Here is a 22,604-nt window from a genome sequence, read left to right on the forward strand (position 1 = left end):
TCTGTTAATAAATCAGCCTTATCTGCCAAATCTGCGAGAGCTCTCAAAGTAAAAAATATAAAGCATAAAGCCCAAAGCTTACCGCTTTCAGCCTACCCTCATCAATACGTCTTATTCCTCGCATCAATATAATAATAGTTCGTTCCGTCTTTTGTGACTTCAAACATTTTTCCCAGTTTCCAGCTGAAATTTCTTTTGATATTGGAATATTCAAAAGGGACAATCACTTTATTATTCACATCAATGACTCCGAATTTATCATTGTGAGAGGCCACAATCATCGGGTCTGCCGTATCATCACCTTCCATGATGTACAGATACTGATACTGCGGGTAAATCTGGTATTGTCTGTAATCTGCAGCATTTTCAAATTTTGCTTTTTCAATGATTCCGTAAAAGCCATTCAGCACATACGCCTGATACAGCTGCTGCTTATAATCTCCGAATTTGCATTTTCCGAGGTCGGCATCTTTAAACTGGTATACTCTTTTCCCGGTTTTATCCACTCGGTAAGAAATCATATCTTTTTCTACGGTAGCATATTCTTTGGTTCCGAATTTCCTTACTTTTTCATTCGGGGAATTCAGCAGGTTGCAGTCTTCATAAAAAAATACCGCAATATGATATTCCGGCTTGATGATAAATTTCCCTCTCTGATTAACATATCCGAAATTCCCGTTTTCCTTTTTGGGAATCAGGACCGGAAGATCTTCGTTGATGATCACGAGATCCGGATTAGGTTTAGTGGCCTTAGACACCTTCTTTGCAACACTTTTAGTTCCATTTTTCACCTGAATTTTTTTCACAGATTTAGCCTGTGAAAAAATGAAAATCGAAATAAAAACGCACAAAAAATTAAGGATATTTTTCATAATCATCATTTGCCTGCAAAATTACGGCCAAATATAGAAATTATCAAATTCATATTTATAAAGAATCTAAATAATTTCACCTTTATAAAATACTAAAATTTCGTACTTTTGGGAACCTTTTTAATGAATTGATAATTAAAGAATATTATCTCACATTGACAAAAAGGCCGTAGATTATTACACTGACTTACTCCGGTCCCACTGCCTATCAAATGGCTCCCATTGTACGGTATATAGGCAGAGAGGCAGTATTAACAAAGCATGTATTGATCTGCGTTTTAATATTGAAAGATTTCTATTATTATGAGTATTTATAAGGATTACATCAAAGAGATTGAGGAAAGAAAAATCCAGGGGCTTCATCCAAAGCCAATTGATAGTGCTGAATTGTTAAGCGAAATTATTGCACAGATTAAAGATTCTGGAAATGAAGACCGACCGGATTCTCTTAAATTTTTCATCTACAACACCCTGCCGGGTACTACAAGTGCTGCAGGTGTAAAAGCTAAGTTTTTAAAAGAGATCATTCTAGGTGAATCCAAAGTAGAAGAAATATCACCGGCATACGCCTTTGAATTATTGTCTCACATGAAAGGAGGTCCTTCCATCGAAGTATTGCTGGATCTGGCTTTAGGGAATGACATTTCTATTGCCAAGGACGCTGCAAACGTTCTTAAGACTCAGGTTTTCCTTTATGAAGCAGACACTAACCGTCTGAAAGAAGCATTCAACAACGGTAATGAAATTGCTAAAGATATCATTGAAAGCTACGCAAAAGCTGAGTTTTTCACTAAACTTCCGGATGTTGCCGAAGAAATCAGAGTGGTAACCTTCATCGCAGGTGAAGGAGATATTTCAACCGATTTATTGTCTCCGGGTAATCAGGCCCACTCCAGATCAGACCGTGAACTTCACGGAAAATGTATGATTACGCCTGAGGCACAGGAAGAGATCAGAGCTCTTCAGGCACAGCACCCTGATAAAAGTGTGATGCTGATTGCTGAAAAAGGAACAATGGGGGTAGGTTCTTCCAGAATGTCAGGAGTAAATAACGTGGCGCTTTGGACTGGAAAACAGGCAAGCCCGTACATTCCATTTGTTAACATCGCTCCTATCGTTGGAGGGACAAACGGTATATCTCCGATCTTCCTTACCACGGTAGACGTTACCGGAGGAATCGGTATCGACCTTAAAAACTGGGTTAAAAAACTTGATGAAAACGGAAACCCGGTTCGCAACGAAAATGGAGATATTGTTCTTGAAGAGGCCTACTCTGTAGCCACCGGAACTGTTCTTACGATCAATACAAAAACCAAAAAATTATATAACGGCGACCAGGAATTAATCGATATTTCCAAGGCCTTCACGCCTCAGAAAGTTGAATTCATCAAAGCCGGCGGTTCGTATGCCATCGTGTTCGGTAAAAAACTACAGACTTTTGCGGCTCAGCTTTTAGGAATTGAGGCTCCTGTGGTTTTTGCTCCTTCAAAAGAAATTTCTCACGAAGGACAAGGTCTTACGGCAGTAGAAAAAATATTCAACAGAAATGCAGTGGGTATTACACCAGGAAAAGTGTTACATGCCGGATCTGACGTTCGTGTACAGGTTAACATTGTTGGTTCTCAGGACACCACAGGTCTGATGACCTCTCAGGAACTTGAATCCATGGCAGCAACCGTAATTTCTCCGATTGTTGACGGGGCTTATCAGTCCGGTTGCCACACCGCTTCTGTCTGGGATAAAAAAGCTCAGGCTAACATTCCGAAACTAATGAAATTCATGAACGAGTTCGGTCTGATCACGGCCCGTGACCCGAAAGGGGAATACCACGCCATGACAGACGTAATTCACAAAGTTCTAAACGATATCACTGTAGATGAGTGGGCCATCATTATTGGTGGTGACTCTCACACAAGAATGTCCAAAGGGGTTGCTTTCGGAGCCGACTCTGGAACCGTTGCCCTTGCCTTGGCTACCGGAGAAGCATCTATGCCAATTCCGGAATCTGTAAAGGTGACGTTCAAAGGAGATATGAAAGAACACATGGACTTCCGTGATGTGGTTCATGCTACACAGGCCCAGATGCTGAAGCAGTTTGGAGGAGAAAACGTATTCCAGGGAAGAATCATTGAGGTTCACATCGGAACGCTTCCTGCCGACCAGGCCTTTACATTTACAGACTGGACTGCTGAAATGAAGGCAAAAGCTTCCATCAATATTTCAGAAGACAATACTCTGATTGAGTCACTGGAGATTGCAAAAGGCAGAATCCAGATTATGATTGACAAAGGAATGGACAATCACAATCATGTTCTTCAGGGATTAATCAATAAGGCTGATAAGAGAATCGCTGAGATCAGATCTGGAGACAAACCGGCTTTAACTCCGGATTCAAACGCAAAATATTATGCGGAAGTAGTTGTTGACCTTGACATAATCGTTGAACCGATGATTGCTGACCCGGATGTAAACAACGAAGATGTTTCCAAAAGATATACCCACGATACCATCAGAGATCTTTCTTACTATGGAGGGGAGAAAAAAGTAGACCTTGGTTTCGTAGGATCATGTATGGTTCACAAAGGAGATTTGAAAATTGTTTCTCAAATGCTTAGAAACCTTGAAAAGCAAAATGGTAAAGTTGAATTTAATGCTCCATTGGTGGTAGCAGCACCTACCTATAATATCATTGACGAATTAAAGGCAGAAGGAGACTGGGAATTACTGGAAAAATATTCCGGTTTTGAATTTGATGATAATGCTCCTAAAGGCGAAGCACGTACAGAATACAAAAACGTAATGTACCTGGAGCGCCCTGGCTGTAACCTTTGTATGGGTAACCAGGAAAAGGCAGCTAAGGGAGATACGGTACTGGCCACCTCAACCCGTCTTTTCCAGGGAAGAGTGGTAGAAGATTCCGAACGTAAAAAAGGAGAATCTTTACTGGCTTCCACTCCGGTTGTTGTTCTTTCTGCTATTATCGGAAGAATTCCTAACATTGATGAGTACAAAGCTGCCGTTGAAGGCATTGACCTTACTAAATTTGCTCCACCTATTAAGGAGTTGGTTCAGGTAGGCCATTAACAGAATTTGACGATAAGTCCCAGACTTTTTAAAAATAATATCATTGAAAGATTCCAGTCCTGCAGGATGTGGAATCTTTCATTTTTTGTTTAGAACCTTTCCATTTAAGACCTGTTAAGAATTATTTTAAATAAAACTGAGAAAATAAATTCCATTTTTTTCTTAACTTGATAGACATAAAATATTTTTACCATTGATCAGAATTATCCTTTTTTATAGATGGAAGGAACAGAATTTGATGAATTGTAGTGACAAAAGATATTCCCATTTTTAAGACTTAAATTAATAATGGAAAAGTGCATTAAAAAAAGAAAAATTAAGATATGACTTTTGATATTGATATGATCAGAAAAGTGTACGAGCGTTACCCGGAAAGGATTGCAGCTGCAAGACAAATCGTGGGAAAACCGCTTACACTTTCAGAAAAAATCCTTTACACTCACCTTTGGGAGGGAAACGCTACACAGGCACATGAACGAGGAAACTCCTACGTAGATTTTGCCCCGGACAGGGTAGCCATGCAGGACGCCACAGCACAGATGGCACTTTTACAGTTTATGCAGGCGGGAAAAGCTAAAGTAGCTGTACCATCCACTGCCCATGCGGATCACCTGATCCAGGCAAGAATAGGTGCTGAAGCAGATTTACAGGAAGGTATCAACAAAAATTCCGAGGTATTCAACTTCCTGAGCTCCGTTTGTGATAAATACGGAATTGGTTTCTGGAAACCTGGAGCCGGAATTATCCACCAGGTAGTATTAGAAAATTATGCATTCCCCGGAGGTATGATGATTGGAACCGACTCTCACACGGTAAATGCGGGAGGACTGGGAATGGTAGCCATTGGTGTAGGTGGTGCAGATGCGGTAGACGTTATGGCCGGAATGCCGTGGGAGCTTAAAATGCCAAAACTTATCGGGGTAAAACTAACCGGCAGAATGAATGGATGGACTTCAGCCAAAGACGTTATCCTGAAAGTAGCCGGTATCCTTACCGTAAAAGGAGGAACAGGCTGTATCGTGGAATATTTCGGAGAAGGGGCTGAATCCCTTTCAGCAACCGGAAAAGGAACCATCTGTAATATGGGTGCTGAGATCGGAGCTACAACTTCTACCTTCGGATATGATGATTCTATGCGGAGATACCTTGCCGCTACAGGAAGACAGGATGTGGTAGATGCAGCGGATAAAATTGCAGAACATCTTACGGGTGATGCTGAAGTATATGCCAACCCGGAACAATATTTTGATCAGTTAATTGAAATTAACCTTTCTGAACTGACTCCTCACTTAAACGGACCTTTCACTCCTGACTTAGCAACGCCGGTAGCAGAATTCAGAGCTAAAGCTGAAGCTAACGGATGGCCGCTGGAAGTAGAATGGGCACTTATAGGTTCATGTACAAACTCTTCTTATGAAGATTTATCAAGAGCAGCTTCTATTGTGGAAGATGCGGTAGCAAAAGGAGTAAAACCAAAAGCGATCTTAGGGATCAACCCCGGTTCTGAGCAGGTGAAATTCACAGCAGAAAGAGACGGATTCTTAAATTCCTTCAGAAAATTCGAAAACGCAAGAATATTTACCAATGCCTGTGGGCCATGTATCGGACAATGGGACAGAGAAGGCGCTGAAAAAGGAGAGAAAAACTCTATCATCCACTCTTTCAACAGGAACTTTGCAAAAAGAGCTGACGGTAACCCAAATACCCACGCATTCGTAGCTTCCCCAGAAATGGTAGCTGCAGTTGCGATCTCGGGAAGACTGGATTTTAACCCGATTACGGATACGTTAACCGCTGAAAACGGCGAACAGGTAAAACTTGATGAGCCAAAAGGTTCCGAGCTTCCTGCAAAAGGTTTTGCCGTAGATGATAACGGATACCAGGCACCTTCTGAAGATGGGTCTTCAGTGGTTGTAAATGTTAGTCCTACATCAGACAGGCTTCAATTGTTGGAAGAATTCCCTGCATGGGACGGTAAAAATATTGAAGGCGCCAAAGTATTGATCAAAGCTTTCGGAAAATGTACGACTGACCATATTTCTATGGCTGGACCATGGCTGAAATACAGAGGCCACCTCGACAATATTTCAAACAATATGCTGATTGGAGCCGTCAATGCTTATAATATGGAAACTAACCATGTTAAAAATGAAATTACTGGAGAGTATGGCGAAGTTCCGGCTGTACAGAGAGCCTACAAAGCTGCTGGAATTCCGACGATCGTGGTAGGAGACCAGAACTATGGTGAAGGTTCTTCCAGAGAGCATGCCGCTATGGAGCCGAGACATCTTGGCGTAAAAGCCGTATTGGTAAAATCATTTGCAAGAATCCACGAAACCAACCTTAAAAAACAGGGGATGTTGGGAATCACTTTCGCTAATGAAGCTGATTACGATAAAATCCAGGAAGATGATACGGTTAATTTCTTAGACCTTGACCAGTTTGCTCCGGGAAAACAACTGACTTTGGAATTCGTTCATGCGGATGGAACTAAAGACATCATTATGGCTAACCATACTTATAATGAGCAGCAGATTGACTGGTTTAAAGCCGGTTCAGCGCTTAATCTGATTAAAAAACAACAGAATTAATTGTTAGAGATTAATTAATCATAAGAAAATCGGCTCCGAAGGAGCCGATTTTTATTTTATCCGGGCTAAAAGATTGCTCCTGTAGCTTTCACCAACAGGAATTACCTGGTCTGAAATCAGCACCATTCTTTTTACGCCTATATTTTTTGTTTTATCGAGGTTGACAATAAATGATTTATGGACCCTGACAAATCTTTCTGACAACTGGTTTTCGAGGGATTTTAATGTGTCCAGTACAATGTATTCCTCGTTAGAAGTTCTGATATTGACATAATCCTTGATGCTTTCAATATACAGGATATCAGCAAAATTAATCCGATGCTGCTGTCCGGAGGATTTTACAAAAAAATAGGTATCTTCTTTATTTTCATTCATTGGAAAACGTTCACGGGCTTTCTCGGCACTTTTATAAAACCGTTCAAATGAAACCGGCTTCAGAAGATAATCAATAATATTGTGCTCATAGCCTTCCAAAGCGTATTCGGAATAGGCTGTCGTCAGGATATACCTTTTCTTTTCTCCCACGATCTTCATAAAATTGATCCCCGTAAGTTCAGGCATCTGAATATCCAGAAAAATGAGGTCTGCTTCATTATTTTGAATGTACTCCAATGCTGTAATAGGATTTTCCGCAGAAAAAACAAGCTCCAGAAAGGGAATCTTCCGGACATAATTTTCTAATAGTGAAATTGCCAGGGGTTCATCATCAACAATGATGCATTTAATCGTTTTCATGGGGGAAAGTTATTCTCAAATCTACAATAAATTCAGATTCCAGGTCTTTTATATTCAGTTGATGCCTTTTAGGATATAAAATTTCCAGACGTTTTTTTACATTTTCAATCCCGATACCGGAGGCTGTATCTTTCATTCGCTGATTTTTAAAATTCTGAAGATAAAAATGAAGCACATTATGTTCATCTGAAACCTTAAGAACAAAACCTTTATCCCTGAAATCTCCGTGTTTAAAAGCATTTTCCACAAACGGAACCAACAGCATCGGGGAAATTCCAAGCTTCGGATTGGTGATATTTTTTTCGAAGACCAACATTTCAGAATTCTTGATTCTGAGTTTTTCAAGCCCGATTAAGCTTTCAATATAGCCAATTTCTTTATCCAGGCTGATAACATCTTTTTCAAGGTCTTTCGTACTGTACCTCAGCAGCTCACTCAGCTTTTCAATAGCAGGAAGCGATTGATCCGAGTTTTGATAGACCAGGGAGTAGATATTATTTAAAGAATTAAAAATAAAGTGCGGGTTGATCTGAGTTTTCAAAGCCTGAAGCTGAGCGTGTTTTCTTTCTTCGATCAGTTTTGTGCGCTCTGCTTCAATTTTAAAATAATACTGAAAAAACCACAGATTGGTACTCACGAAAACCGTTAAACTTGAATAATAAATATTGTCATAAAAATAATACAGGAAAGTAGTTCCCTCCTTATAATTCCTGTAACCCGTAAGTGCCGGCAGCAATAGTTCTTCTAGGGAGTAGCGAAAAAAAACAAAAACGAATACTCCCACAAAAAAACCGATAATCATCATATAGAACCTTTTTGGATCAAAAAATCTCGGGACCACGAAAAAGTAATTCGTATAAAAGCCCAGGAAATTAGACAGAAATATGGTGATGCTCAGGATATCGAACGTTCTGGTATCATAGACCAATATGCCAATGATCCCATTGAAAACAATCAGCAGCCAGTAGAAAATATGCAGGAGAAGAATTTGTTTTTGCTTCATATCCAAATGTAAGGCTCCCTGCATAAAGATTCATAAACATTTCCGACAAAACCCGGTTTTTTCCCGATGAAATATTTTTGACCGGAATAATTCAGGGCAAAATCTAAATGCCATTTCATAAAAAAACGATTGAAAATACCTTTGATCCAAGATTTTAAACCATGAAACTAAAATATATTTTTATTATCTGCCTTTTTTCTTCAGCTTTTTCAGGACAAATCAAGAAAGACAGTGTCCGCAACGTGGAACAGATCAATCTTCTGGTTAAGAAGAAGCTACTGGAAAGAAAAGCCGACCGTCTTATCTTCAATGTAGAAGCATCGATCGCTTCTCAGGGTATGGATGCTTCCGAAACCCTGGCCAATGTTCCCATGCTGAAAGTGGATGAAAATATGGGCTCCATTTCAATTACAGGAAAAAGTACGGTAAGCGTAATGATCAATGGAAGAATGCTCAATCTTTCAGGAAATGCGCTTTTAAACTACCTGAAATCCATCCGCTCCGAGAATATTGCAAAAATTGAGGTGATTACTACACCGCCTGCAAAATACGAGGCTCAGGGAAACAGCGGGATCATCAATATTATCCTCAAGAAAAACCCGAACATCGGCTTCAGCGGGAATATCAATACGAATCTGATCCAGAGGACCTACTCCGGATTCAGTTCCAACGGTTCGCTTAATTATCAGACAGAAAAATTCAGCGGCAGCCTGAAACTTACCCATTATGATTCTGCCAAACGTTCTGATGAAAATTATTCTATTGTTGGGGCTACACAGAATTACAGCAATTCCGTACGGAGGGATATGTGGAATGAACTGACTCCTACCCTCAATTTTTCTTATAAAATCAGCAAGAATTCTGAAATCGGAATGGAGTACATCTATGCCCATCAGAAATCAGGAATGGATATTGTGAATACCACCAAAAATATAACCTCGGATCATCAGGAAGAAAATCTCCTGACCCATACTTTTCACCGTGAAAAACTTCCTACGCATACTTTAAGTGCCTATTATGATCTCAAACTTGATTCACTGGGGAAGAAACTAAGCATTGCAGTAAATTTCTATAAAAACAATTCTGATACCGAGGTTAATTTTTCCACACTAAGATCTTCGGACCAATCTGTCCAGGATATAAAAACCATTTCACTGGTGTCTCCGCAGATCTTTTCAGGACAGGCGGATCTGGAACTTCCGTTTTCATTTGGAACCATTGAAACGGGGTTGAAATTCAATCAATTTAAAAACAATTCGGATCTGCAGTATTACAATTTAAATGGTGGAGCATATGTTCCGGATTATTCAAGAGCCAATATTTTTCAGTATCAGGAAGAAAATTATGCTGCCTACTTCAGCTTTGCAAAAAATTTCGGGGAACACTGGGAAACAAAAACGGGTGTGCGTTATGAACATACGAATGCGAAAAGTTTTACGCCTTCAACCGCCTCGGGTAATACCTATAATTACGGACAGTGGTTTCCTTCCGCCTATGTTTCTTATAAGCAAGATAAGAATGTGTTCAGCTTTTCTTATTCCAGAAGGATCAACAGACCAAGCATGAGCAACCTGAACCCGTTCCGCTGGTATTCGAATCCTTATTCTTATTCTTCGGGAAATCCTCTGCTTACTCCGGCTTATATTAATAATTGGGAATTGGGATATACTTTCAACAGTAAATTTTCAGCCAGCGTTTATTATCTGAGAATGAAAAATGCATTCGGCCAGATCTCCTATCTGGATGACCTCTCCCAGGTCAGTAATTATCTGAATTATTACAACAATAATTTCTGGGGGCTTAATGCTTCGTACACCGATACTTTCTTCAGGTTCTGGGAAACCAGCCTGTCGATGAACGCTTCCCTGCAGAATTCAACGGTATTTAATATAGAGGCACAAACCCAGAAAGGAAATTCATTCAGCTACTCCATCAACAATACGTTCAGTTTAAATAAGAAGAAGACCGTAGCATTATTTCTAAATTACAGCCACAGTCTTCCCTATAGAAACGTCAACTCTTATTTTTATGATTTTCCCCAGCTGAATTCTGGAATAAAAGTTTCATTGATGGAAAAGCAACTTCAGGTCAATGCAACGGTGACCAATATATTTGCCCAACGATACCGTGGTGATAAATATTTTTCTGACAATACCCAATATATGGACAATTACTGGGATGGCAGAAGCTTCCGCCTAAGCGTTAATTATACTTTCGGGAACAGTAAAAAGAAAATTAACAAAAAGAATATCAGGTTTGAAGAAAAAGAAAGAGCCGAATAATTACCCGATTTGACATTTCAGTTAGAACTTATTTAAAACTTTTAATTTTAAACCATTAAGATTTAATTTAAGATTTTAAGAATATTAAGCCTTCTTCCACAAAATAAAAACAGAGAACTGCTCTCTGTTTTTATGTATTCTGTAAACTGAATTTAAAGCTTTAAATGTTTGTTAAGAAGTGAATTTCTTAATCTCTTAATGTCTCAATTTCTTAATTCCTCAATTTAAAACTTAAACTCTACTCTCGCAAACACAAATCTCCCTCCAATACCATACTGCGAAACCTGTCTTGAATACACAAACTGGTTATCCGCCGTCAGAGAACTGATATTCGGGCTTCTGGAAGGAAGAACATTAAAGAGGTTGTTACTTCCGACCGTTGCGGAAATATTTTTATTGAAATCATAACCCACAGAAAGGTCTGTTACAAAACGTTCATTCAGAATATAGTGCTCCCTGCTGCCGACCACTCCGTCGAAATTTGCATCCAGCACATCCGCATCGGTGACTTTTCCAAAATAAGAATTTCTCAGGGAAACGGTAAGTGCTGATAGTTTAAGCGTATTGGAAAGCGTAGCTTTGATGCGGGGCACCGCTTCTTCAAAGTAGACCCTGTTCGGTTCAGAGAAATAATTATTGATCTGGCTTACCAATTTTGGAGATGCATGAATTTCACCGATTCTTCTGGTCTGATTGAGATTAAGGCCAAAGTTATTTTCCAAAGAAATCCCTTCAGAAATCCTTGAATTCTGAGAAACCGTGATATCTAATCCTTTTGTCTGCGAATCAACAGCATTGGCGAAGAAATTCGCGGCACTCGCCCTCGCAAGATCAAAGGCACTCTGCAGCACCTGATCATCCGGACTTTGAACGGTTTCCGGACGGTAAAATAAGTCAGTAAGCACCACTCTGTCCTTGATTTTTATATAATAGGCATCTGCTGTAAACACTAAACTTAAAGACGGGATCTTCCATGTAATTCCGGTACTGTACGATTGTGAGGTTTCCTGTTTCAGCTTTGGAATTCCCAAGGCCTGTGCCGCTTCAGAATTGTTCCTGAAAGTTCCTACCTGTGTGGTTTGTCCCTTTTGTATCAGCGTAGAGGTAGAACTGTAATAAATCTGCGCCAGGGAAGGAGCTCTGAATCCGGTAGAAACAGCTCCCCGCCAGTTAAAATTATCCGCCAGCTTCACATTGGTCGCCAGTTTATAATTAAAAGTGGAACCGAAATCCGAGTAATTTTCAAAACGTACAGCTCCTTCCAGCAGCCACCAGTCGGTAGGTTCAATTTCAACATCTGCATAGGCCGCAAAACTGTTTCTGCTTCCGGAAACCGCATTGTCAGGACTGAATCCCGGGAAAACCTGTGCACCGGCGGGTCTGTTTACGCCAAAAAAATCGGTTACTTTTTCATTCTCGGGCGTTGCAGCGGTTACTACACGGCCATTAATATCGTAGGATGCATATGAATTTTCATTTCCGGCATTAACCTTATAGTTTTCATAACGGTATTCTCCTCCGAAAGCGAGATTCAGACCATGAAGCACATCATATTTTTTAGAAAAATCAAGATTGAGGGTATTTTGCAGGAATTCTGAACCTCCGGCTTCAAATGTTCTTGGTGAAAGATCTCCCAGTGAAGCATTAAATGTATTCACCACACCGAAATTAAAGGCATTTTTCCCGAACGTATTACTTAAATCTACATTCCAGCCGTTCCATTTTCCTTTGATTCCTCCGGCAAGGGAATAATCGTTCACACTGGCTTCAATTTGGGGAAGGTATCCGTTTGGTGTCACAGCATTGATATTTCTTTCCGTATTCGGCAGGCGGAAGAAACCTCCCGCATTTCCCAGACGGTAGCTGTATCCTCCGAAAGAATATACTTTCCAGTCTTCATTCACCGGAATTTCAGAATTGAAAAAAAGCTGTGCAGACTGTAGTTTGGACTGTCCCGCTCTGAGACTGAAATCTTTTCTTTCCAGATTTCTGTACTTAAGCTCCTGATCCGTAAAATCAGCCCCCAATAACCCCTGCAGTTCCGAAATAGTGTTTGCGTTGGAGATCTGCGACTGAAAAGCAGGAGAAAAATAATAAACCTGTGAGGCATACTGCTTCACCGCATTGATGATTTGCTGCGTGTTGGAAGTATTAGTGATATTTTTATATAAGCCATCAATATTAACTCCACTTTGTAAAGCCCTGTAATTAATTGCATTATAAGCATTAAAAATATCTCCCTGACGAACTCCGGCTCTTGAATAAGGGTCTCTGTACTGGACAGAACCCGTGACATTGATGAATCCTTTTTCCCCAATTTTGGCTCCGTAGTTTAGGTCGGCTGAAATGGTCTGGCCGTCTATTCCTCCTGAAAAATTATTGGTCACAGGGGATGCATAGCCGCCAAGGAATACCTGTCCTGACAAACCTAATCTTTTCTTAAGTCCCAGATTGACCACCCCTGCAATGGCATCGGAACCATATTGTGCTGAAGCTCCATCCCGCAGGACTTCAATTTTTTCCAAGGCAAATGCCGGAATGGCATTAAGGTCTGTCCCTACCGAACCTCTCCCAGGCGTTAGGGTTACATTGATCAGGGAAGACTGGTATCTTCTTTTCCCGTTGAGCAATACCAGTACCTGATCCGGCCCAAGTCCTCTCAGAAGCGCCGGATCTACGAAATCGGTTCCGTCATTGACCGTGTGGGAAGTGGAAGAAAATGAAGGCACCACGTAATTAAGAGCCTGACTGATATTATTGACAGGACTCTGTCTCAAAATCTTTGAGATATTGATGATATCCACCGGAACCGGGGTCTCTGTAAGGGATCTCCCCGCTCCTCTTGATCCCAGAATGACTACGTCATCAATCTTTTTGGATGATGCAGAATCCGACTGTCCAAAGTAAAATGCGGAGATCAGGGTTGCTGATGTTATGATGATTTTTTTGTTGAAAGTGTACATGTGTTTTTCTATTTTTTTATTACTGATTGTTTGATATTTTTTGGCAATAACATTTCTGTAACCTTCTGTTTAAGGTTACTTTCAAATTCGAAAATGTTAAGATTATTTTTTAAAGAAGTCTAGAAACAACAACACATGCACATGTGGAAATGGCATGAAAACAGTTCAGAATAATGAAGTGAGGCTTCATGATCTGAAAAACGGAAATTGAAATGGTTTTTGAGGTTTCCCTTGTCTTTAAACATTGATTTTATTTTTAAAACAAAAATTTCAAGATGGGAATAAAATAGAGAATAAACATTTTTTCCGGGCCGGCCGGCTTATCTATTTCAGCACCTTGCTTGTTTTTGCAGGTTGCTATCCCATCTATGAGATTCTTGATAATTACGGTGCAAAGATATTATAATTTCGGAATAAAAAAAATAATCGTAAGAATTTTTAGATTTTATTTAATTGAATAACAAATCATTTTGGTTGTTGGGACATCGTAAAGACGCAAATTATTATTTACAAAAAAACGTTTTGAGGCGCAAAGGTTTATCTCCGGATAAAACTAACAAACCAATTTTATTTTTGGATAAGGCCGCCTAAAATAACCTGCTACAACTACTCATCACTCCTGACGAAAATTTTTGATTTTCCCGCGCCTTACAGCAGAGTAACACTCAAACCTTGCGACTTTGCGATTTTCCAACAAAGCCGTTTAGACCTATTCTATTACAGTGATTAAGAAACACACAACTATCTATCTCATTTCCTTGCCATTGAAGACACCCAATTGAAGTAACCTAATATATTTCATGTTTTTTCCAGTAACAAATGAAACTTTTTTACGTCTAACTGAAAAGTAGTAAAAAAAACATTATGAGAAAAACTATATTGACGTTATCCCTGCTGGCATCATTTGTTGCCTATTCGCAGGAAAAGACCAGTAGCAACCCGGAGAAGGAAAAACAAATTGAAGGGGTTGTTATCACCAAAACTAAAAAAGCCGTTGAACAAAAAGCAGACCGTACCATCTTTGACTTCTCTGAGCAGCCACAGCTTAATAACGGCAACGTTCTTGAGGGGATTAAAAAGCTTCCTGGACTGGTCTCTACAGATATTGCCGGAATGATGTACCAGGGAAAAATGCTGGATGTTTATCTGAACGGAAGACCCTTGAACATTACCTCCAATGAATTGAATTCTTTCCTTGAAGGGATGCCGGCCAATTCGGTAGACAGAATAGAAGTGATCACGCAGCCCGGTGCAGAATTTCCCGCCACTTCCGGAGGGGCAATTATGAATATTATTACGAATAAAAATGCCAATAAATATTTAACGGCTACTTATTCCGGAAACTATTCTTTTACCAATTACGATAAATTCAGAAGCAGAACCACCCATTCCCTGAACCTGAATGCAAGAAACAAGCTTTTCGGATGGCAGCTTAATGTAGGCCAGAATTACCGTGAAAGCATGCTGAATGGTGATCAGGATGTACTTCTGCATAACAATACAGACAGAATAGGGCGTGGTTATTTTGCCAAATCAGGGATTACCTTTGATCTTGGACAGGACAGGTTGCTATTGAACTACGATATTTATCACAACAATAATGATAACTATACTTCGAGCAGAGGGCTTGCCGATATCCTTGTGAGCCGTAACCCTGATATTTTCAGAGAAGCAGATTACAGAGCATCTGATGTGGCCCATACCAATAACCTGAGACAGGAAGCAGTAGTTACCTATCAGAAGCGTTTCAGCGACAAATCTCAAAAACTGGATTTCCAGTTCGGATATACGAAGTCTACTTCTAAATTCGCACAGGACAATTTCTTCCAGGAAGGAAATTTTACGGATAACTGGCAGTTTTTCCGTAATCCGGGGGCAAACAATGTTCTGGATAATGAATCGGATATGGGCATTGCTAATTTCAAGGTAGATTATTCACAGCCTATTAAACTTCTGGACGGAGGAAAAGTAAGTGCGGGTGGACTGTATGAGAGACAGGACTATGATACGGAAAGCAAGGGACTGACCAATCTGGAGTACCAGAGACAGACAGCTTCCACTTATCTTGAATTCCAGGCCAAGCTGAAGAAATTTGACTTTATCTTAGGGGCGCGTGCAGAAAATTATGATATTTCAGGGATTACAAGAGTGGAAAAAGACGGAGCCATTTTAGAAAGAGACCTTACGAAATTTAACCGATTCAAGCTTTTCCCTAATGCAAGTGTACAGTATAATCTGATGAATCAGGTATATGTTGCTGCGAATTACAACAAGAAGATCAACCTGCCGAGTATTTCCGCCCTGAACCCGAATAATGTGGTGTTCGCAGGTCCGAACACGGAAGTTACGGGTAATCCGGATCTTCAACCTACTATCTTTGATAATTATGAATTGAAGGTTTCCGCTTTTGATTATGCCTTCATCGGCTACAGCGTAAGTTCTGCAAAAGACCAGGTAGCCCAGATCATCATGAAAAACGGCAAGAACCTTTTCAACAGACAGGTGAATATTTCGAATATGAGAATTCACAATTTTAATGTAGGTCTTCCGGTTCCGTTTATGATTTTCAGCAAACCGATGAGCGAGATCATGAAATTTGATTTTAATCCGGACAAAATTAATTTCATGTATCTGTATGCAGGCTACCAGAAGCATGAAATTGATAATTTAAACAACAAAGGGTTTTGGATTTTCAATGTGATGACGCAGCTTCTTTTACCTAAAGACATTAAGCTGACAGCGAATTACAGCTACCTGACTCCAAAAGCAGGTTATTTCTACTTTACAGCGGATAAGCCTTTCAACAATAATCTGGATATCACGCTGACGAAAAAGTTCATGAACAACCGTCTTACTGTTTCTGTTTTCGCGAATGATATATTCAACGGACAGGTGATGCAGGTGTATTCTAATCCGCCTGAAGGGGAAGCCGTAAGAATCAGAAGTAAATACGATACGAGAAACTTCGGAATTTCAATTAATTATAAAATTCCGACCAAAAATAAACTGGCCAAAGAGGATCCGAACATCCTGAACCAGACCAAGAAGGAAGATTCTGGTGTGATGCAGAGTCCACAATAATTCTTCTTTAATACAATTAGACAGGCGGTAAAAAATTTTACCGCCTGTTTTTTTGATACACAATAAGTTTTGGCTAAAGCTAATTGGACTGTATTTTAAACAGTAAAACGGGCTAAAGCCCGTTTCTATTGAATATTATAACCTTCAAATAAAGATCTTTGACATCTGCTTTATCTGCGAGCGTAATGATATTTACATCAAAAGTCTACCGTCTGAAATCTCCAGTTCATCACATCTACCAATGTCAACTGGTTTACGCTCACCGGAAGATCCGTTATGATTTTTAAGGTCTGCATGGCCATCATGCTACCTACAATGCCTGGCAGTGCTCCTAAAACTCCCAGGCTGTCGCAGTCGGGTATATACTCATCAACAGGCGGTTCCGGGAAAAGATCTCTGAGATTTTTACTTTCATTATGGTTGAAAACAGCTGTTTGTCCGGAAAAACCTAAAATGCTTCCGTAGACTAAGGGTTTTCCGAGTTTGACACAGGTATCATTAATCAGGTATCTTGTGGTAAAATTATCAGATCCATCCACAATAATATCGTATGATGAAAGAATTTTTTCTGCATTAGAAGGATCAATTTTCTCAGCAATTCCTGTAAATTTCACCTGATGATTTAATGTATTTACAAAGAGCTGTGCACTCTTTATCTTTGAAATCCCGACTGTATTTTCGTTGTGAATAATCTGGCGGTTCAGGTTATGAACTTCCACCTCATCAAAATCGGCGACTCCCAGGTTTCCAACCCCGGCTGCTGCAAGGTACTGAATAACGGGACTTCCCAAACCTCCTGCCCCAATGACAAGAACTTTGGAATTTATAATTTTCCGCTGGCCTTCCAAGCCGATCTCTTCTATGAAAATCTGGCGGCTGTATCTGGCAAAAGTATCTTCTTTATTCATTTCATAATTATTTTGAACCGTTAAGATTTTTTAAGGGTTTAAGAATATTAAGATGAGCTCTGCTTTAAGATTTAAAAATCTATTGATTCTTCTTATTGGTTTAAATTCCGCTGTATGCCGGGTCCCAGTCTTTCATCACCGGATCATAACCGGCTTTCCTGATGCTGGTTTTCACTTCTTCCATGGTCCGTTCATCACTGGTTTCGAACTGTTCCAGAGATTCAACATCTACCGCATACCCTCCGGGATTTGTTTTTGAAGCTGCACTCATGGCCGTAGCCCCAAGGGATATGATATGGTCCCTGAATTTTTCGTTTTCCCTTGTGGATATTGAAATTTCCAGATCTTCATTCCAGATCCTGTAGGCACAGATCAGCTGGAGCAGGTCTTTATCTTCCATGATGAAATTAGGCTCAATGATGCCTTCCGCCGGTCTCAGCCTTGGAAATGAGACTGAAAATCTGCTTTTCCAGTATTGTTTCTGAAGATAATCGATGTGAAGGGCATTAAAAAAGCTGTCTACCCGCCAGTCTTCCAGTCCGAGCAAAACCCCTAATCCTATTTTATGGATTCCGGCTCTCCCGATTCTGTCCGGGGTATCCATCCTGAAATGGAAATTTGATTTTTTTCCTTTGGGATGATATTCTTTATACACTTCCTGATGATAGGTTTCCTGATACACCAGAACAGAATAAACACCTGCGTGATGCAGCTGCAAATATTCTTCTTCCGACAGAGGCTGCACTTCAATTGAAATATTGGCAAAATGAGGCCTTAACAAACGGACAGCATTCAGAAAGTAAGAAATCCCCACCGTTTTATTGGCTTCTCCGCTTACCAGCAACACATGATTCACCTCCATGGATTTTAAAACGGACGCCTCAATCATCAGTTCTGTATCGGAGAGGGTTTTCCTCCGAACGTTATTATCAAGGCTGAAGCCGCAGTAGGTACAGATATTCTGGCACTCATTGCTCAGATACATCGGCGCATACAGCTGAATGGTTTTTCCAAACCGTTTCTGGGTCAGCTGGCGGGTCATTTTGGCCATCAGTTCCAGCTCCACAGCTGCTGCCGGGGAAAGCAGATTCAGGAAGTCATTCAAGGTTTTATTTTTTTTCCGGAGGCTGTTCTGAACGTCGGAATGCGTCACTTTCCGCAACCTTTCTTTGATTTCATCCCACTGATAGTGTTCAAAAACATCTTTAAAGTTGTTCATTATTTTTACTCAATATTATTCAAACAGAAATGAGGTCAGCGGGCTTGAAGCTTCGGCATGATCTGCTATAGCTCCCAAGCCTGATTCGTAAGCTCTTCTTCCGGCAATCACCCCTTCTTTAAAGGCCAGCGCCATATTCACCGGATTTTGCGCGACTGCTATTGCGGTATTGACAAGAACAGCATCCGCCCCCATTTCCATTGCTTTTGCGGCATCTGACGGTGCCCCGATTCCCGCATCCACAACAACCGGGACGTTACTCTGGCTGATGATAATTTCCAGGAAATCCAGTGTTCTCAATCCTTTATTCGTACCAATTGGTGCTCCCAAAGGCATGACCACAGCTGTTCCGGCATCTTCAAGGCGTTTGCAAAGGACCGGATCGGCATGGATATACGGCATGACGATAAATCCAAGCTTAGCCAGCTCTTCTGTGGCATACAGGGTTTCGACGGGATCCGGGAGAAGGTATTTCGGATCCGGATGGATCTCCAGTTTCACCCAGTTGGTTTCCAGGGCTTCTCTCGCCAGCTGCGCTGCCAACACCGCTTCTTTCGCTGTTCTTGCTCCTGAAGTATTGGGAAGAAGATGGACATTGGTTTCCTTTAATGAATCCAGTAACCCGTCTTCTGCTGCTCCGGAATCTATTCTTTTCAGCGCCATGGTTACCATATCGGTTCCTGAAGCGATGACAGAAGCCGCCATTTCCTGCAGGTTTCCGAATTTTCCGGTTCCCAGGAAGAGTCTTGAATTAAATATTCTGTCTGCTATTATTAATTTCTGATTATTCATATCATTGCTTTTTTAAATTCACTGATTACTTGCGGCTGGCCCGTGATCTCTCCTGAAACCGCAACACCGTATATTCCGATCTTCTGCAGAAGCTCAATATCCTGAAGCACTACCCCACCGATGGCATATATTTTGGGGATAGCTCTTGAATTATCTTCTAAGTGCTTCACAATATTCCTGTAGCCATCAAATCCTAACACCGGGCTCAGCTGCTCTTTTGTTGCCGTGAATCTTAACGGTCCCAAACCGATATAATCACACGGTTCATTCATCCTCTGAAGAACATCTGAAATGGTATTGGCTGTTCCGCCAATGATTTTATTCTGACCTAAAATATGCCGGGCAATATCTATGGACAGATCTTTCAATCCCAAATGAACCCCGCCTGCATCTATATCTTTTGCAATATCCACATGGTCATTAATAATGCAGACCGCCTGATACTCTGAACAAAGTTTCTTCGAAATTTCGCAGAGCCGGAAAAATTCAGTTTCATCTGCGTTTTTCCAGCGTACCTGTACCCATTGTATGCCATGATCCAAAGCCTTCCTGATATTATATTCCTGCTCAGTTTTGGTCAGTCCCTGAGAGATATATTGTAATTTTTCCATGATTAAACTGAATGAAAACCCAATTAAGAAGGGCATTTAAAAAATTTCTTTATGTATAATTCTTTTTTTTCAGGATATTCTGTCTGCATTTTTTGAATGTATCCAAAGGCTGTTTACTTTCCCAGACCGCACCCAGCAGGGCAGCACCATCTGCTTCGCTTTCAAATACATTACAGATATTTTTTTCATTAATGCCTCCCAATGCAATTAATCGTACATGATCATTCGTTCTCTTGCTCATCTCCTGCAATATATTTGAATCCTCACCATATCCTTTTTTGGAGATACTTGGAAAAACGGGACTTATGAAGGCATATTCCCAGCATTGCTCCAATGCATTAAAGGTTTCAATGTCATGAACAGAAGTTGAAATAATGTATTTTCTTCTATACGGCCGATCTATTCCGTTGCTCCGGTCAGCTTCCCTGAAATGGAACCTGGAAATAGAAAAATCCTTTCCTAAATCATAATATCCGTGCAGTACCAGCTGCGGATAAAACCTTTCATCAATATGCAGAAGAAAATTTTCCATTTCTTCACGGCTCAGCATTGGTTTTCTGATATGCAAAAGATCCAGTCCTTCACAAAACATCCCGTTGATAATCCGTGTTTCGTTCTGAACTATTTTTTCGGGTGTGATCACTAGGATCATATATAAATCTCTTTTCCTTTTTCAATAAATTCCTGGGATTTATCGAGCATTCCTTTCTCTGCGGAATGCCTGATTTCCTGGGTGATTTTCATCGAACAGAATTTTGGTCCGCACATGGAGCAGAAATGGGCAATTTTAGCTCCTTCTGCCGGCAGCGTTTCATCGTGATAGGCTCTGGCCGTGTCCGGATCCAGTGAAAGGTTGAACTGGTCTTCCCATCTGAATTCGAATCTGGCTTTACTTAATGCATTATCCCTGTATTGTGCTCCCGGATGACCTTTTGCCAGATCTGCGGCGTGGGCAGCCAATTTGCACGTAATGACCCCAACCTTAACATCTTCTTTGTTCGGAAGCCCCAAATGTTCCTTAGGTGTAACATAACATAGCATGGCACATCCGAACCATCCGATCATTGCAGCTCCGATTCCGGAAGTGATATGGTCATATCCCGGTGCAATATCTGTCGTCAAAGGACCTAAGGTATAAAATGGCGCTTCATGACATACCTCCAGCTGCTTATCCATATTTTCCTTGATCATATGCATCGGAACGTGGCCCGGACCCTCGATCATCACCTGTACATTATGTTTCCATGCAATTTTCGTCAGCTCACCCAAAGTTTCAAGTTCTGCAAACTGGGCGGCATCATTGGCATCAGCAATGGATCCGGGACGCAGACCGTCTCCCAGTGAGAAAGCGACATCATATTTTTTCATGACCTCACAAATCTCTTCAAAATGGGTATACAGAAAATTTTCTTTGTGATGATAGAGACACCATTTAGCCATAATAGAACCTCCTCTGGAAACAATTCCTGTTACTCTTTTGGCTGTAAGGTGAATATATCTCAATAAAACCCCGGCATGGATCGTAAAGTAAGATACGCCCTGTTCTGCCTGCTCAATCAGGGTATCTTTAAATACTTCCCAGGTAAGATCTTCGGGAACACCTTTTACTTTTTCCAGAGCCTGATAAATAGGAACAGTCCCAATAGGAACCGGACTGTTTCTGATGATCCATTCCCTGGTTTCGTGAATATTTTTTCCGGTGGAAAGGTCCATGATGGTATCTGCTCCCCAACGGCAGGCCCAGACTGCTTTTTCCACCTCTTCTTCAATGCTGGATGAAACGGCGCTGTTTCCTATATTGGCATTGATTTTAACGAGAAAATTACGGCCGATGATCATCGGCTCACTCTCTGGATGATTGATATTGTTGGGAATGATTGCTCTTCCTGCTGCAATTTCATCCCTTACAAATTCCGGGGTGATCTTATTTTTAGGGGTATTGGCTCCGAAACTGTTTCCGGGATGCTGTACAATCATTTCCGGTGAAGCTTTTTCCAGCTGCTCGATCCTTTGGTTTTCCCTGATCGCCACATATTCCATTTCATGGGTAATGATCCCTTGCTTCGCGTAATAAAGCTGGGTGATTTCATGATCTTCTTTAGCAACTTTAGGTTTGTGATCGTATGCAAAACGCAGTTCATCAAGACGGGCATCCGCCAGACGGGCTTTTCCGTATTCGGAGGTGATCCCTGCGAGAATATCCACATCTTTTCTGCCCAATATCCATTGTTCCCTGATTCTGGGAAGTCCCTTCATGATATCGATGGAGGCATTTTCATCCGTATAAGGCCCTGAGGTATCATAAATGGTTACCGGTGGATTATCTTCTAAAGTTCCGTTGGTCAATTTTGTGGGACTTAGTTGAATTTCACGCATTGCTACACTGACCGGATGAATTTTTCCTTCAATATAAATTTTTCGTGCGTTCGGAAATGGCGAACAGGTGATTGAATGAACCATAAA

Annotated in this window: 14 protein-coding genes and 1 riboswitch; of the genes, 4 read left to right on the top strand and 10 right to left on the bottom strand. The window is 40.7% G+C overall.

Going from position 1 to position 22,604, the window contains the following annotated elements; all coding sequences use genetic code 11:
* Positions 1-101: 101 nt before the first annotated feature.
* A complete protein-coding gene (locus tag B7E04_RS01960; RefSeq protein WP_228439787.1) occupies positions 102-806 on the bottom strand; it encodes a WG repeat-containing protein in 705 nt (234 codons plus the stop codon).
* Between the two features lie 369 nt (positions 807-1,175).
* Between B7E04_RS01960 and B7E04_RS01965 the strand changes: the two genes are divergently transcribed.
* Both B7E04_RS01965 and B7E04_RS01970 read left to right on the top strand, forming a co-directional pair.
* The gene (locus B7E04_RS01965; RefSeq protein ID WP_080777077.1) at positions 1,176-3,956 is read left to right on the top strand and encodes a bifunctional aconitate hydratase 2/2-methylisocitrate dehydratase; all 2,781 of its coding nucleotides are present in this window, start codon (positions 1,176-1,178) and stop codon (positions 3,954-3,956) included.
* Between the two features lie 323 nt (positions 3,957-4,279).
* Positions 4,280-6,547 (top strand): aconitate hydratase, encoded by a 2,268-nt coding sequence (locus B7E04_RS01970; protein ID WP_080777079.1) that lies wholly within the window; start codon positions 4,280-4,282, stop codon positions 6,545-6,547.
* Between the two features lie 51 nt (positions 6,548-6,598).
* Here the strand turns inward: B7E04_RS01970 and B7E04_RS01975 are convergent, their stop codons facing one another.
* Positions 6,599-7,282: a LytR/AlgR family response regulator transcription factor gene (locus B7E04_RS01975; protein WP_080777081.1), complete on the bottom strand. Its 684-nt coding sequence runs from the start codon at positions 7,280-7,282 to the stop codon at positions 6,599-6,601.
* Positions 7,269-8,285: a sensor histidine kinase gene (locus B7E04_RS01980; protein WP_080777083.1), complete on the bottom strand. Its 1,017-nt coding sequence runs from the start codon at positions 8,283-8,285 to the stop codon at positions 7,269-7,271. Before B7E04_RS01980 ends, B7E04_RS01975 begins: the two co-directional genes overlap by 14 nt.
* A 161-nt stretch (positions 8,286-8,446) precedes the next feature.
* Here B7E04_RS01980 and B7E04_RS01985 point away from each other — a divergent pair, with 161 nt between their 5' ends.
* Positions 8,447-10,567, top strand: a complete 2,121-nt coding sequence (locus B7E04_RS01985; RefSeq protein ID WP_080777085.1) for an outer membrane beta-barrel family protein — start codon at positions 8,447-8,449, stop codon at positions 10,565-10,567.
* 224 nt (positions 10,568-10,791) lie between these two features.
* On the opposite strand, the gene B7E04_RS01990 is transcribed toward B7E04_RS01985, so the two are convergent.
* A complete protein-coding gene (locus tag B7E04_RS01990) occupies positions 10,792-13,530 on the bottom strand; it encodes a TonB-dependent receptor plug domain-containing protein (protein WP_228439789.1) in 2,739 nt (912 codons plus the stop codon).
* A gap of 290 nt (positions 13,531-13,820) precedes the next feature.
* Positions 13,821-13,919, bottom strand: a riboswitch (SAM-I-IV-variant riboswitch).
* A gap of 475 nt (positions 13,920-14,394) precedes the next feature.
* Here B7E04_RS01990 and B7E04_RS01995 point away from each other — a divergent pair.
* Positions 14,395-16,611 carry an outer membrane beta-barrel protein gene (locus B7E04_RS01995; RefSeq protein WP_080777089.1) on the top strand — a complete coding sequence of 739 codons (2,217 nt, stop codon included), beginning with the start codon at positions 14,395-14,397 and terminating at the stop codon, positions 16,609-16,611.
* A 197-nt stretch (positions 16,612-16,808) separates the two neighbouring features.
* Here B7E04_RS01995 and B7E04_RS02000 read toward each other — a convergent pair whose 3' ends face one another.
* The 6 genes from B7E04_RS02000 to thiC all read right to left on the bottom strand — a co-directional run bounded on the left by B7E04_RS02000 (position 16,809) and on the right by thiC (position 22,601).
* Positions 16,809-17,519: a HesA/MoeB/ThiF family protein gene (locus B7E04_RS02000; protein WP_080777091.1), complete on the bottom strand. Its 711-nt coding sequence runs from the start codon at positions 17,517-17,519 to the stop codon at positions 16,809-16,811.
* 100 nt (positions 17,520-17,619) lie between these two features.
* Positions 17,620-18,738 (bottom strand): 2-iminoacetate synthase ThiH, encoded by a 1,119-nt coding sequence (thiH, locus tag B7E04_RS02005; RefSeq protein WP_080777094.1) that lies wholly within the window; start codon positions 18,736-18,738, stop codon positions 17,620-17,622.
* 15 nt (positions 18,739-18,753) lie between these two features.
* Positions 18,754-19,530 carry a thiazole synthase gene (locus tag B7E04_RS02010; RefSeq protein WP_080777096.1) on the bottom strand — a complete coding sequence of 259 codons (777 nt, stop codon included), beginning with the start codon at positions 19,528-19,530 and terminating at the stop codon, positions 18,754-18,756.
* Entirely contained in the window at positions 19,527-20,141 is a 615-nt protein-coding gene (thiE, locus tag B7E04_RS02015) for a thiamine phosphate synthase (RefSeq protein ID WP_139785314.1), read from the bottom strand. Before thiE ends, B7E04_RS02010 begins: the two co-directional genes overlap by 4 nt.
* A gap of 49 nt (positions 20,142-20,190) precedes the next feature.
* Entirely contained in the window at positions 20,191-20,793 is a 603-nt protein-coding gene (locus tag B7E04_RS02020) for a thiamine phosphate synthase (protein ID WP_080777098.1), read from the bottom strand.
* Complete coding sequence (gene thiC, locus B7E04_RS02025; protein WP_080777100.1) at positions 20,790-22,601, bottom strand: phosphomethylpyrimidine synthase ThiC; 1,812 nt, start codon at positions 22,599-22,601, stop codon at positions 20,790-20,792. The genes B7E04_RS02020 and thiC overlap by 4 nt, the downstream gene beginning before the upstream one ends.
* Positions 22,602-22,604 lie beyond the last annotated feature (3 nt).

This window comes from Chryseobacterium phocaeense, assembly GCF_900169075.1.
GTDB classification, from domain to species: domain Bacteria; phylum Bacteroidota; class Bacteroidia; order Flavobacteriales; family Weeksellaceae; genus Chryseobacterium; species Chryseobacterium phocaeense.

What these genes read in the sequence shown, in the direction of transcription:
- B7E04_RS01975 (WP_080777081.1), bottom strand. Translation starts at nt 7,282, where the DNA reads ATGAAAACGATTAAATGCATCATTGTTGATGATGAACCCCTGGCAATT.
- B7E04_RS02020 (WP_080777098.1), bottom strand. Translation starts at nt 20,793, where the DNA reads ATGATCCTAGTGATCACACCCGAAAAAATAGTTCAGAACGAAACACGG.
- B7E04_RS02010 (WP_080777096.1), bottom strand. Translation starts at nt 19,530, where the DNA reads ATGAATAATCAGAAATTAATAATAGCAGACAGAATATTTAATTCAAGA.
- B7E04_RS01980 (WP_080777083.1), bottom strand. Translation starts at nt 8,285, where the DNA reads ATGAAGCAAAAACAAATTCTTCTCCTGCATATTTTCTACTGGCTGCTG.
- B7E04_RS01970 (WP_080777079.1), top strand. Translation starts at nt 4,280, where the DNA reads ATGACTTTTGATATTGATATGATCAGAAAAGTGTACGAGCGTTACCCG.
- B7E04_RS01965 (WP_080777077.1), top strand. Translation starts at nt 1,176, where the DNA reads ATGAGTATTTATAAGGATTACATCAAAGAGATTGAGGAAAGAAAAATC.
- thiE (WP_139785314.1), bottom strand. Translation starts at nt 20,141, where the DNA reads ATGGAAAAATTACAATATATCTCTCAGGGACTGACCAAAACTGAGCAG.
- B7E04_RS01985 (WP_080777085.1), top strand. Translation starts at nt 8,447, where the DNA reads ATGAAACTAAAATATATTTTTATTATCTGCCTTTTTTCTTCAGCTTTT.
- B7E04_RS01995 (WP_080777089.1), top strand. Translation starts at nt 14,395, where the DNA reads ATGAGAAAAACTATATTGACGTTATCCCTGCTGGCATCATTTGTTGCC.
- B7E04_RS01990 (WP_228439789.1), bottom strand. Translation starts at nt 13,530, where the DNA reads ATGTACACTTTCAACAAAAAAATCATCATAACATCAGCAACCCTGATC.
- thiH (WP_080777094.1), bottom strand. Translation starts at nt 18,738, where the DNA reads ATGAACAACTTTAAAGATGTTTTTGAACACTATCAGTGGGATGAAATC.
- B7E04_RS02000 (WP_080777091.1), bottom strand. Translation starts at nt 17,519, where the DNA reads ATGAATAAAGAAGATACTTTTGCCAGATACAGCCGCCAGATTTTCATA.
- thiC (WP_080777100.1), bottom strand. Translation starts at nt 22,601, where the DNA reads ATGGTTCATTCAATCACCTGTTCGCCATTTCCGAACGCACGAAAAATT.